At 68.8% G+C, this 11765-nt stretch carries 11 protein-coding genes; 10 read left to right on the forward strand and 1 reads right to left on the reverse strand.

The window, feature by feature from the left end:
- The first annotated feature begins 224 nt into the window (after positions 1–224).
- Positions 225–2120 carry an ATP-binding cassette domain-containing protein gene (locus AC3A6B_RS27210; RefSeq protein ID WP_487839755.1) on the forward strand — a complete coding sequence of 632 codons (1896 nt, stop codon included), beginning with the start codon at positions 225–227 and terminating at the stop codon, positions 2118–2120.
- A gap of 74 nt (positions 2121–2194) precedes the next feature.
- Complete coding sequence (locus tag AC3A6B_RS27215) at positions 2195–3937, forward strand: phospholipase D family protein (protein ID WP_487839756.1); 1743 nt, start codon at positions 2195–2197, stop codon at positions 3935–3937.
- An 11-nt stretch (positions 3938–3948) separates the two neighbouring features.
- Here AC3A6B_RS27215 and AC3A6B_RS27220 read toward each other — a convergent pair whose 3' ends face one another.
- Positions 3949–5376: an aminotransferase-like domain-containing protein gene (locus tag AC3A6B_RS27220; protein ID WP_487839757.1), complete on the reverse strand. Its 1428-nt coding sequence runs from the start codon at positions 5374–5376 to the stop codon at positions 3949–3951.
- Positions 5377–5478: 102 nt separating this feature from the next.
- Between AC3A6B_RS27220 and AC3A6B_RS27225 the strand changes: the two genes are divergently transcribed.
- The 8 genes from AC3A6B_RS27225 to AC3A6B_RS27260 are packed head-to-tail and all read left to right on the forward strand — an operon-like array spanning position 5479 to position 11764.
- On the forward strand, positions 5479–6078 hold the full coding sequence (locus tag AC3A6B_RS27225; protein ID WP_487839758.1) for a LysE family translocator: 600 nt from the start codon (positions 5479–5481) through the stop codon (positions 6076–6078).
- Positions 6075–7004, forward strand: a complete 930-nt coding sequence (locus AC3A6B_RS27230) for a DMT family transporter (RefSeq protein ID WP_487839759.1) — start codon at positions 6075–6077, stop codon at positions 7002–7004. The genes AC3A6B_RS27225 and AC3A6B_RS27230 overlap by 4 nt, the downstream gene beginning before the upstream one ends.
- 25 nt (positions 7005–7029) lie before the next feature.
- Complete coding sequence (locus tag AC3A6B_RS27235) at positions 7030–8244, forward strand: aminotransferase-like domain-containing protein (RefSeq protein ID WP_487839760.1); 1215 nt, start codon at positions 7030–7032, stop codon at positions 8242–8244.
- A 24-nt stretch (positions 8245–8268) separates the two neighbouring features.
- On the forward strand, positions 8269–8880 hold the full coding sequence (locus tag AC3A6B_RS27240; protein ID WP_487839761.1) for a DJ-1/PfpI family protein: 612 nt from the start codon (positions 8269–8271) through the stop codon (positions 8878–8880).
- Complete coding sequence (locus AC3A6B_RS27245) at positions 8877–9515, forward strand: LysE family translocator (protein ID WP_487839762.1); 639 nt, start codon at positions 8877–8879, stop codon at positions 9513–9515. Before AC3A6B_RS27240 ends, AC3A6B_RS27245 begins: the two co-directional genes overlap by 4 nt.
- A 2-nt stretch (positions 9516–9517) precedes the next feature.
- Entirely contained in the window at positions 9518–10159 is a 642-nt protein-coding gene (locus AC3A6B_RS27250; protein WP_487839763.1) for a glutathione S-transferase, read from the forward strand.
- Positions 10160–10163: 4 nt separating this feature from the next.
- Complete coding sequence (locus tag AC3A6B_RS27255; RefSeq protein WP_487839764.1) at positions 10164–11075, forward strand: PhzF family phenazine biosynthesis protein; 912 nt, start codon at positions 10164–10166, stop codon at positions 11073–11075.
- Between the two features lie 2 nt (positions 11076–11077).
- Positions 11078–11764 carry a VOC family protein gene (locus tag AC3A6B_RS27260; RefSeq protein WP_487839815.1) on the forward strand — a complete coding sequence of 229 codons (687 nt, stop codon included), beginning with the start codon at positions 11078–11080 and terminating at the stop codon, positions 11762–11764.
- Position 11765: the final 1 nt, after the last annotated feature.

Consider the following 11765-nt stretch of genomic DNA (forward strand, 5'->3'; position numbering starts at 1 on the left):
CTCGCCACCTCGAACCCCTTCAGGATCCCAAGCTGCTCGCTGTCTTGAGCGGAGCCCTCGATTATGACACGGTTTTGAACCACCCGCCACGCTCGAAGCTCTTGCCTTCATCGACCTGCACAGTGCTTCGTTGGAAGCAAGGCAACGGGTCGTTTTGAGCCGAGCCCACGAGTATATGCCAAATTTGAGGCTCGGCAAGCCAGTCCTCCGATAATCGGCGTCACATGGCACTCATCACACTTCTCGACGCGCAACTCGCGTTCGGCCACGTCCCGCTGCTCGATCACGCGGACTTCTCACTCATCGAATCGGAGCGCATCGGCCTGATCGGCCGCAATGGCGCCGGCAAGTCCTCTCTTCTCAAGATCCTGGGCGGGCTGGAAAAGCCTGACGACGGCACGCTGCAGTTTCAACAAGGATTGCGCGTCGCCTATGTGGCGCAGGAGCCCCTGCTGGACATGGATGCCGACGTCTTCACGGCGGCCAGCGCAGGCCTGGCGGAGGTGATCGCCATTCGCGAGCAGTACCTGTCCGGCGCCGCGGGAGTCGACCTCGACGCGCTGCAATCGCAAATCGAGGCCTTCGACGCCTGGAACTGGGAGCAGCGCGTCGACGAAACGCTCCATCGCCTGCACCTGGACGGCAGCGCACGCATCGGCGCACTGTCGGGCGGCACCCGCAAGCGCGTGGCGCTGGCACAGGCGCTGGTGGCCGCGCCCCACGTGCTGCTGCTCGACGAACCCACCAACCACCTCGACCTCGATTCGATCGAATGGCTCGAACAGCTGCTGATCGATTTCAAGGGCAGTGTCGTCACCATCACGCACGACCGCAGCTTCCTGAACCGCGTCGCCACGCGCATCGTGGAGCTCGACCGCGGAAAGCTCGGGTCCTACCCGGGCAATTTCGAGCAGTACCTGATCCAGAAGGAAGAACAGCTGGCCCAGGAGGCGGTCATCAACGCCAAGGCCGACAAGTTGCTCGCACAGGAAGAGGTTTGGATCCGCAAGGGCGTGGAAGCGCGCCGAACGCGCAGCCAGAGCCGCATCAGCCGCCTTGAGGCGCTGCGCTCCAACCGCGCGGCCAGGCGCGAAGTGGTCGGCAGCGTCAATATGGACGTCGCCGCCGGCCAGTCGAGCGGGAAGATCGTCGCGGAGCTGACGGGAGCCTCCAAGGCCTTCGGTGAGAAGACCGTCATCCGGAACTTCACCGGCACCATCCTGCGCGGCGACAAGGTAGGCCTGATCGGCCCGAACGGCGCCGGCAAGACCACGTTGCTGAAGCTGATCCTCGGCGAGCTCGAGCCCGACAGCGGCAAGATCCGCCGCGGCGCCAACCTGCAGGTGGCGTATTTCGACCAGATGCGCGATGCGCTCGATCTCGACGCCACGCTGGAAGACTTCATCAGCCCCGGCAGCGAGTGGATCGAGATCGGCAACCAGCGCAAGCACGTCAAGAGTTATCTCGCGGATTTCCTGTTCTCGCCGGCGCGCGCGCATTCGCCGGTGCGATCGCTCAGCGGCGGGGAACGCAACCGCCTGCTGCTCGCGCGGTTGTTCGCACGGCCAGCCAATGTGCTGGTGCTCGACGAACCGACCAACGACCTGGACATCGACACGCTGGAGCTGCTCGAAGACCTGCTGCAGAACTATGACGGCACGGTGTTCCTCGTCAGCCACGACCGCACCTTCCTTGACAACGTGGTGACCAGCACCATCGCCTTCGAAGGCGACGGCCACTGGCGCGAGTACGAAGGCAGCGTGCAGGACTGGCTGATCCAGTCGAAGCGCACACGAGAGTTCGCCGCCCAAAGAGCAGCCGCGTCTGCGCCCGCTTCAGCCGCGCCGGCGCCCGCCGCCGAAGCTGCCCCGCGCGCGACGCCCCGCAAGAAGCTCAGCTACAAGGAGCAGCGCGAGCTCGAGACATTGCCCGCTCAGATCGCAGCCCTGGAAGAGGAACAGAAGCGCATCACCGAAATGCTCGAACTCGACGGCGGCGCCATCTATGCCAACGAGGCATCACGCGCAGCCGAACTGGGCGAGCGCCATGCGCAGATCGACGACGAGCTGTTGGCCGCTCTCGAGCGCTGGGAAGAACTCGGCGCGGCGCGCCAGGGATAGCCGGGCTTTCGTCCGACGCGCGGCGTGGCGCGGCTGCGCTATACATGTAGTTACCCAAACTCATCAATTGCTGCATGTTCGCATTCGGAGCTCTCGGACGATCCGCCCGCCGCTGGTGCCTGGCAGTGGGCATTGCGCTGGTGCTGCCGGCATGCGCCGAGCTGCCCAAGAACGTGCAGCGACCGGTTTCCACTTCGCTGGCCTCCCCCGCCGGGACGCCGCTCGCGGCCTTGGTGCAGCAACGCCGAACCGCCGCCGGCGCCCGTTCCGAATCCGGTTTTCTGCTGCTCGACGGTCCGCCGGCCGCCTACGGCAGCCGGCTCGCGCTGGTCGAAGGCGCACAGAAGACCCTCGACCTGCAGTACTACGCCATTCATGCCGACGCCAGCACCGGCCGGCTGCTCCAGGCGGTACGCGATGCGGCACAGCGCGGCGTGCGCGTGCGCATCCTGCTCGACGACTTTCACAGCACGGGACGCAACGCCCAGGTGATGCGCCTGGCCTTCGTTCCGAACGTCGAGATGCGGATGTTCAACCCGCTGGCGGGCGCGCGGGGCTCCAGCCTGGGCCGCCTCTTCAATGCGCTCGACGATGCGTCGCGAATCCAGCAGCGCATGCACAACAAGCTCTTCATCGCCGACAACGTGCTCGGCGTGACTGGGGGGCGCAATCTCGGCGACGCCTATTTCGGCAATGGCGAAGCGGGCAATTTCGTCGACCTCGATGTGCTCGCCGCAGGGCCGATCGTGCAAGACCTTTCGCGAAGCTTCGATGCCTACTGGAACAACGAACGCGCCTATCCCGTGCAGTCGCTGGTGACGCGCGAAGAGCTCGACGCGATCCGCGACGAAGCGCGTCCCGGACCAGGTCAGCAGGCCACCGGCGGCGTACCGCGGCCGCCCGACGGCGAGCCGCACCCCCGCGTCACCGCACCTGTGACGGGATGGCGAGTCCCTGCGTGGGACGAAAAGCCGATGGATCTGAAGAGCGCCACCTTCGTCTGGGCGCCCGCGGCGGTGCTGGTCGACAAGCCGGCCAAGATACCGGCAGATACGCCGCGCGGCAGCCCCGGCGCCGGCAAGGCGCCAGGGCTTGTCGTGACGCAGCAGGGCCGGCGACCTTCGGCCCCCGCGCGCGGCGGCAGCTCGCTCGCGGCCGCAGCCGATACGGCTGCCGACGGCGAAACGGTGGTCGAGGGCCTGCTGCAGCTGATCGGCCAGGCGAAGAGCGAGCTGCTCATCATCTCGCCCTACTTCGTGCCCGGGCAGGACATGAAGCAGGCCTTTGCGGCGGCACTGGCGCGCGGCGTGCGGATCCGCGTGCTGACAAACTCGCTGGCTTCCAACGATGCGCCGGTCGCCCATGTGGGCTATGCGCGGCACCGCGAAGAGCTGCTGTCGATGGGGGTCGGCCTGTACGAGATGCGCAGCGAACAGGCCGGGCTCGGCAGCGCTTTCGGCTCCGCCGGCGGCAGCGAGGCCGGCGAGTCGCGCTCGATGCTGCACTCCAAGGCGCTGGTGATGGACGGCCGGCTGCTGGTGGTCGGCTCGATGAACCTCGACCTGCGTTCGCAGCTGCAGAACACCGAGATCGCGCTCCTGATCCGCAGCGACGAACTCTGCCGCGTCGCGAGCGGCCAGATCGAGATCGCCATGCGCGACGGCGCATGGCGTGTGGAGCGCGCCGATAACGGCCTCGTATGGCGCGCCCCGCAGAACAGCGGACTGAAGGACAGCAGCACCGAGCCCGATGCCAGCGTCGGGCTGCGGCTGTTGCTGAGGCTGTTCGGCCCGTTCGCGCCCGACCGGCTGCTCTGAGGCTCCCGGCTTCAGAGCTGCGCCTTCACCCGCGCGAACACCTTCCAGAAGGCCGCGTCCTGTGCCGTCGCGAAGTTGATCCGCATCAGGGTGCTGGGCGGCCGCCTGGCATGGAACAGCGAGCCCGGCGCAAGCAGGTAGCCCTCGTCGAGCATGCGCTGGGTCAGCGCATCGGTGTCGACGCCGGTGTCGACCCAGCCGAACAGCCCGGCCGGCTCCGAAGCCAGCGTGCAGCCGGCTGCGAGCGCCAGCTTGACGGTGCGGCCGCGCGCGCCGTCGAGCCGCAGCCGCACCCGCTCGGCATGCCGGCGCAACTGCCCCTGGTCGATGCACCATGCCAACGCGCGCTCGAACAGCGAGGGCGTGGTCAAGGTCGTGAGCAGCTTGGTTTCCAGCATGCGCCCCACCAGGGCCGGCGAGGCCGCGAGAAAGCCGATGCGCCAATTGGGCGCCAGGATTTTCGCGAAGCCGCTCACGTAGATGGTGCGCTGCAGCCCGTCGAGCGCGCTGAGCCGGGTCGCATGTTCGGGCGCAAGATGGCTGTAGGTGTCGTCTTCGACGATGTGGAAATTGTGCTTGTTCGCCAGCTGCAGCACGCGATGCGCGCTGCCCGGCGTGAGGCTGTAGCCGGTCGGGTTGTGCAGCACGCTCACGCTCACGAAGAGCTTGGGCTTGTGCCCGTCGCCGGCGTCGCAGTAGCGCTCCATCACTTCGAGATCCGGCCCGTCCGCCTTGCGCGGCACGGGCAGGATGCGCATGCCGAGCGCTTCGAGCCGCGCGAATTCCAGCGCCCAGCCGGGCTCCTCGACCATCACCGCATCGCCGGCGCGCAGCAGCGTGCGGCTCACGATGTCGAGCGCATGCGTCGCCCCGACAGTGGTCACGATCTGTTCCGGCCCGGCCGGCACGTTGATGTTCGCCAGCTTGGTCGCCAGGCTGCGGCGCAGGCCGCTGTCGCCCGCGGGCTCGCCGTACTGCAGCGAGAAATCCTTGAGCGCCCGCGTGCTCGTCACGCGGCGCACCGCAGCCGCCGTGAAGGGCGAGTCCAGCCATTCGGACGGGAACACCCCCATGCCGGGCTGCGGCTTGTCGCTCGGGCGGTGGAACATGCCGCGGATGAGGGTGCTCGCATCGGCGGGCACGGGCTTGGTGGCCGCGTGCTCGGAGATCGGGCCCATGGTCGACAGGGCCGGCCCGGCCTGCGCCGCGATCGAGTCGCGTACATAGAAGCCGCGCTGGCGCCGGGCTTCGACCAGCCCTTGCGCAAGCAACTGGTCATAGGCCGCGACCACGGTGTGCGGGCTCACGCCCTGCTGCCGCGCGCATTCGCGCACCGAGGGCAGGCGCGCGCCGGGTGCCAGCAGGCGCGTGCGGATGCGCTCGGAAAAGCGGTCGGCGAGTTGTTCCGTCAGCGACTGGGTCGAGGTCCGTGTCAGCATGCGCGTCCGGGTTCTGTGTCGATCGTTGGACCGATACAGGCTCGGCTCTTGTCCGGCAATCTGTATCGGTACTGTAATGGTCATCAGTTTAGAGTGTGTCTCATGAACTGGCAAGAATTCACCGCGCTGCTGGTGTTGGCCACGGCGATGAGTTTCTCGCCCGGACCCAATACCACGCTGTCGACCACGCTCGCCGCCAACGGCGGCCTGCCGCGCGCCATGCGCTTCGTCTTCGCGGTGCCGGTGGGCTGGACCCTGCTGCTGTTGCTGTGTGCGGCCGGCATTGGCGCGCTGGTGCTCGCCGCGCCGTCACTGCGCTGGGCCATCAAGGCATTCGGCATCGTCTATCTGCTGTGGCTGGCCTGGAAGCTCAGCGGCAGCGCCACGATGGGCCAGGCCGACGGCCGGCGCCTCTCGGTCGGCTTCCGGCAGGGCGTGATGCTGCAGTTCCTCAACATCAAGGCCTGGCTGCTGGCGCTGACGCTGGTGGCCGGCTGGATCGCCGGCCATGCCGACGCGCTGCAGCGTCTCGCGATCGTGGCGCCGGTGATGCTGGTCTATGCCTTCACCAGCAACTTCGCCTATGCGCTGGCCGGCGCGCTGCTGCGCAACTGGCTGGCCCGGGGGCAGCGCCTGCTGTGGTTCAACCGCGCCATGGCCGCCGTGCTGGTGCTCACCGCCTGGTGGATGGCGAGCGTATGAAGATCAAGGACGAAACCCTGGGCATGTGGCTCGGCGTGCTGGGCGTCGCCTTCTTCGCGGTCACGCTGCCGATGACGCGGCTCGCCACCGGCACGCAGGATGCGCCGCAACTCTCGCCCTGGTTCGTGACGCTGGGCCGCGCGGCGCTGGCCGGCGTGCTGTCGGCGATCTTCCTGCTCGTCACGCGGCCGCCGCTGCCGCAGCGCCATCAATGGAAGCCGCTCGGCATGGCCGTGCTGGGCAACGCGATCGGCTACCCGCTGCTGCTGGCCTATGCGCTGCGCGTGGTCAGCGCGAGCCATGCGGCGGTGGTTACGGCACTGCTGCCGCTGGTGACCGCCGCCTGCGCCGCCTGGGTGCTGCACCAGCGCGCGCGGCTCGGCTTCTGGCTCTGCGCGCTGGCGGGCAGCGCACTGGTGATCGTGTTCTCCGTGCTGCGCGCGGGCGACCAAAGCGGCGGCTTCGGCCTCGCCTGGGGCGACCTGCTGCTGGTCGGCGCGGTGTTCGCCGCCTCGCTGGGCTACATCTACGGCGCGCAGGTCACGCCTGCGCTGGGGGCAGAACGCGTGATCTGCTGGGTCTGCGTGATGGCGCTGCCCGTCACGCTGCCGGGCACGCTGTGGCTGTGGCCCGAGCAACCGGTGGCCGTCTCGGCCTGGGTCGGCTTCGTCTATGTCGGCGTGTTCTCGATGTGGATGGGTTTCTTCGCCTGGTACCGCGGCCTCGCGATGGGCGGGGCGCTGCGCGTGAGCCAGACCCAGCTGCTGCAACCCTTTCTCTCGATCCTCGCCGCGGTGCCGCTGCTCGGCGAGCCGATCGACATCGTCACCTTCGGCTTCGCGGGGGCGGTGGTGGCCACTGTGGTGGCCGGCAAGAAGCTCTCGCAACCGCGCACGCCCGCCGCGCTCGCAGCGGCATCACGATAACGACACGCACATCCAAGGAAACGACATGAACTGGAAACTCGCCGCCCGCGCCGAAAAGATGAACCCCTCGGTGATCCGTGAAATCCTCAAGGTCACCGAGCGCCCCGGCATCATCAGCCTGGCCGGCGGCCTGCCTTCGCCCAAGACCTTCCCGATCAGCGCCTTCGCCGAAGCCTGCGCCGAAGTGCTGCACAAGGACGGCCAGGCCGCGCTGCAGTACGCCGCCAGCGAAGGCTACGCCCCGCTGCGCGAGGCGGTGGCGGCAATGCTGCCCTGGCCGGTCGATCCGGCGCAGGTGCTGATCACCACCGGATCGCAGCAGGGCCTGGACCTGTTCGCCAAGGTGCTGCTCGATCCCGGCAGCCGCGTCCTCGTCGAGACGCCCACCTACCTGGGCGCGCTGCAGGCTTTCTCGCCGATGGAGCCCGAGCCCGTGAGCGTGGCCAGCGACGATGAGGGCGTGCTGGTCGATGACCTGGTCGCCAAGGCAAAGGACGCACGCTTCGTCTACCTCTTGCCCAACTTCCAGAACCCCACCGGGCGCACGATGACCGAGGAGCGCCGCGCCGCGGTGTCGGCCGCGGCCGCCAAGGCCGGTCTTCCGATCGTCGAGGACAACCCCTACGGCGACCTCTGGTTCGACGAAGCCCCGCCGCTGCCGCTGAGCGCGCGCAATCCCGACGGCTGCGTCTATCTCGGCTCCTTCTCGAAGGTGCTGGCGCCGGGCCTGCGGCTGGGCTTCATGGTGGCGCCCAAGGCGATCTTTCCGAAGCTGCTGCAGGCCAAGCAGGCGGCCGACCTGCACAGCCCCGGCTTCAACCAGCGCATGGTGGCCGAGGTGATGAAAGAGGGTTTCCTCGATCGCCACGTGCCGACCATCCGCGCGCTCTACAAGCGCCAGCGCGATGCGATGCTGGCCGCAGTGGCGCGCGAGATGAAGGGCCTGGGCGTGGAGTTCAACAAGCCGGCCGGCGGCATGTTCCTGTGGCTGCGCCTGCCCGAGGGCATGGACGCGGTGGCGCTGCTGCCGAAGGCGGTGGAACGCGGCGTGGCCTTCGTGCCGGGTGCGCCCTTCTATGCGGGAGCCAGCGATCCGCGTACGCTGCGCCTGTCCTTCGTGACCGCGAGCGTCGAAGAGATCGACACCGCGGTCACCGCGCTGGCCGAGGCGGTGCGCGAGCAGCTGGCGCACAACGCGGCTGCCGAGGTCGAGCGCCAGCTCACCGCCAGTCCCGTGTAACGGGCATCGAATCAAGGCATCACGATGCACATCGCCATCCTCACGTTCGAAGGGTTCAACGAGCTCGACTCACTGATCGCGCTCGGCGTCCTCAACCGGATCAAGAAGCCGGGCTGGCGCGTCAGCCTGGCCGGGCCGAGCGCCTCGGTCACGTCCATGAACGGCGTGACGGTGAAGCTCAGCGCATCCCTGGCGGATGCCTGCGAGGCCGAGGCCGTGATCGTCGGCAGCGGCATCCGCACGCGCGAGATTGCGGCCGATCCGGCCATTCTCTCGGCGCTCGCGCTCGACCCGTCGCGCCAGCTGATCGGCGCGCAGTGCTCGGGCACCTTGCTGCTGGCCAAGCTGGGCCTGCTGGGTGCCGTGCCGGCCTGCACCGACCTGACGACCAAGCCCTGGGTGCAGGAGGCCGGCATCGAGGTGCTGAACCAGCCCTTCTTCGCGGCCGGCAACGTGGCGACCGCGGGCGGCTGCCTGGCGTCGCCCTACCTCGCGGCGTGGATCATCGCGCGCGCCGAGGGCCCCGAGGCCGCGGCCGCTGCGCTCCACTACGTCGCGCCGGTGGGAGAGAAGGAAGCCTACGTCGCGCGCGCCATGAAGAACATCACGCCCTACATCGAGCCGCGCATGCCATGATCGACCTCGCGACGCTCTCGCTGTTCCTGGTGGCGGCGCTGGCGCTGTTTCTCTCGCCCGGGCCCAACATGGCTTTCGTGCTCTCGCACGGCGTCGCGCTGGGGCCGCGTGCCGGCTTCGCGGCCGGCCTCGGCATCGCGGCGGCGGACCTGGTCCACACGCTGTGCGCCGCGACCGGCGTCACCGCGCTGGTGGCGGCATGGCCGCCCGCCTTCGACCTGCTTCGCTATGCGGGCGCGCTCTACCTGCTGTGGCTCGCCTGGCAGGCGCTCCGCTCCGGCGATGCACGCCTGCAGGCGCGCGCCGATGGTGCCGGCTTCGCGCGCGTGCTGCGCATGGCCTGGCTCAACAACCTGGTGAATCCGAAGGCGCTGCTGTTCTTCATGGTCTTCCTGCCGCAGTTCGTCGACCCGGCGCGCGGCAGCGTGCCGATGCAGCTGGTGATGCTGGGTGTCACGCTCTCGCTGGCCGGGCTCGTCTTCAACACGGTGCTTGGCGCCTGCAGCGGACAGATCGGCCGCTGGCTGCAGCGCCGGCGCGGCGCTGCCGGCTTCCAGCGCGGCCTGCTCGCCACGGTGATGATCGCGCTGGCCGTGCGGCTTCTCTTGATCGATCGCCCTTCGAAGGGATTCTGACCATGCTCAATATCTGGGGGCGCATCAGCTCCATCAACGTCCGCAAGGTGGTGTGGTGCGCGCAGGAGCTGGGCCTCGATTTCCAGCGCACCGAGGCCGGCGGCAAGTTCGGCATCGTCCAGACGCCGGAATACCTGGGGCTCAATCCGAACGCGCTGGTGCCGGCCATCGACGACGGCGAGGGCGAGGATCGCGTCGTCCTGTGGGAATCGAACGTGATCGTGCGCTACCTGTGCGCCAAGCATTCGCCGGGCAAGTTCTATCCAGAGCGGCTGGCCGAACGCTTCGACGCCGAGCGCTGGATGGACTGGCAACAGACCACGCTGAATCCCGTGAGCGCCGGTGCCTTCAGGCAATGGATCCGCACGCCTTCGGGCCAGCGCGACCCGGCCGTGATCGCGCATTCGGTGAATGCCACCGAGCCGCTCTTCGCGCTGCTCGACGCACACCTCGCCACGCGCGCCTTCATGCTCGGCGACAGCTTCACGATGGCCGACATCCCGGTAGGCTGCGAAGCGCACCGCTGGTTCGGCCTGCCGCAAACCGAGTACACGCGGCCCGCCTGGCCGCACGTCGAGCGCTGGTTCGCCGATCTGCGCAGCCGCGCCGGTGCGCGCGGCGTGCTCGACCTCGCCCTGGAATGATCCGATGAAAACCCGCCCCTTCAAGCAAGTCGACGTCTTCACGGCCAAGCCTTATCTCGGCAATCCCCTCGCGGTGGTGCTGGACGCTTCCGGCCTCGACGATGCCGCGATGCAGAGCTTCGCGAAGTGGACCAACTTGTCCGAGACCACCTTCCTGCTGCCGCCGACCGAGCCGTCGGCCGACTACCGCGTGCGCATCTTCACGCCGGGCGGCGAGCTGCCCTTCGCCGGCCACCCGACGCTGGGAAGCTGCCATGCTTGGCTGCAGGCCGGCGGCCGGCCCAAGGCGGCGGATCGCATCGTCCAGCAATGCGCCGCGGGCCTGGTGCCGATCCGGCACGAGGGCGAGCGCCTCGTTTTCGCCGCGCCGCCGCTCAGGCGCAGCGCACCCAGCCCCTCGCTGCTGGCCAAGGTGGCCGCCGCACTGGGCCTCAAGGCACAGCAGATCGTCGCCGCGCAGCTGCTCGACAACGGTCCAGTCTGGCTGGGCCTGCTGCTCAACGACGCGGACACCGTGCTCGCGCTCAAGCCCGACCATCGCATGCTCAAGGAGCTCGGCCAGAAGGTCGGCGTGGCCGGCATCCCTGCGACGGAAGACGAGGCAGCGCCGCCCTTGATCGCGCGCTCGAACCGCGAGGCACGCGCCTTCACTCGCTCGGAGGACGAAGGCATCGGCCTCGAGGTGCGTGCCTTCGCAGCGCCGATCGGCGTGGAGGAAGATCCGGTCACCGGCAGCCTCAACGCCAGCCTCGCGCAATGGCTGATCCCCGACGGCCACTTGCCGTCCCGCTACCTCGCGGCACAGGGCCAGTGCCTGGGCCGCGCGGGGCGCGTCCATGTGTCGCGCGACGCCGAAGGCCAGGTCTGGATCGGCGGCGATTCGGTCACCTGCATCGACGGCAAGCTCACGCTATGAACATGTCCGCGCGCATCGACCACCTCGTGATCGCCGCCCGCAGCCTCGACGAGGGCGTGCGCTGGTGTGAATCCACCTTCGGCATCGCGCCCGGGCCGGGCGGCGCGCACCCGCTGATGGGCACGCACAACCGGCTGATGAAGATCGCGACCGTCGAATTCCCGCGCGCCTATCTGGAGATCATTGCCATCGATCCAAAGGCCAGGCCGACGCGGGCTGCCGGCACCCAGCGCTGGTTCGACCTCGACGATGCCGCGCTGCAGGCCGGCCTGGCACGCGGCGGGCCGCGGCTGGTCCACTTCGTGGCCGAGGTACCCGATGCCTCCGCCGCGGTGCAGGCCCTGGCGCGGCAGCGCATCGACCGCGGCCGCGTGCTCCAAGCCTCGCGCGACACGCCGGCCGGCCGGCTCGCATGGCAGATCACGGTGCGCGACGACGGCCAACGCCTGATGTACGGCACGCTGCCCACGCTGATCGAATGGGGTCCGGTGCATCCGAGCGAGAGCATGGCCGATTCGGGCATCCGGCTGCGTTCGCTGACTGTCGCGCATCCGCGCGCCGGCGACCTGGACGCGGCGATGGAGGCCATCGGTCTCTCGAACGTGCCGGTGAGCACCGGCGCGCCCAGGCTCCGCGCGGTGTTCGATACGCCGCGCGGCGCCGTCACGCTCGACTCCGAGGGGATCTGAG

This window comes from Variovorax sp. Soil_C_33 (genome assembly GCF_057656935.1).

What these genes read in the sequence shown, in the direction of transcription:
- AC3A6B_RS27210 (WP_487839755.1), top strand. Translation starts at nt 225, where the DNA reads ATGGCACTCATCACACTTCTCGACGCGCAACTCGCGTTCGGCCACGTC.
- AC3A6B_RS27215 (WP_487839756.1), top strand. Translation starts at nt 2,195, where the DNA reads ATGTTCGCATTCGGAGCTCTCGGACGATCCGCCCGCCGCTGGTGCCTG.
- AC3A6B_RS27220 (WP_487839757.1), bottom strand. Translation starts at nt 5,376, where the DNA reads ATGCTGACACGGACCTCGACCCAGTCGCTGACGGAACAACTCGCCGAC.
- AC3A6B_RS27225 (WP_487839758.1), top strand. Translation starts at nt 5,479, where the DNA reads ATGAACTGGCAAGAATTCACCGCGCTGCTGGTGTTGGCCACGGCGATG.
- AC3A6B_RS27230 (WP_487839759.1), top strand. Translation starts at nt 6,075, where the DNA reads ATGAAGATCAAGGACGAAACCCTGGGCATGTGGCTCGGCGTGCTGGGC.
- AC3A6B_RS27235 (WP_487839760.1), top strand. Translation starts at nt 7,030, where the DNA reads ATGAACTGGAAACTCGCCGCCCGCGCCGAAAAGATGAACCCCTCGGTG.
- AC3A6B_RS27240 (WP_487839761.1), top strand. Translation starts at nt 8,269, where the DNA reads ATGCACATCGCCATCCTCACGTTCGAAGGGTTCAACGAGCTCGACTCA.
- AC3A6B_RS27245 (WP_487839762.1), top strand. Translation starts at nt 8,877, where the DNA reads ATGATCGACCTCGCGACGCTCTCGCTGTTCCTGGTGGCGGCGCTGGCG.
- AC3A6B_RS27250 (WP_487839763.1), top strand. Translation starts at nt 9,518, where the DNA reads ATGCTCAATATCTGGGGGCGCATCAGCTCCATCAACGTCCGCAAGGTG.
- AC3A6B_RS27255 (WP_487839764.1), top strand. Translation starts at nt 10,164, where the DNA reads ATGAAAACCCGCCCCTTCAAGCAAGTCGACGTCTTCACGGCCAAGCCT.
- AC3A6B_RS27260 (WP_487839815.1), top strand. Translation starts at nt 11,078, where the DNA reads ATGTCCGCGCGCATCGACCACCTCGTGATCGCCGCCCGCAGCCTCGAC.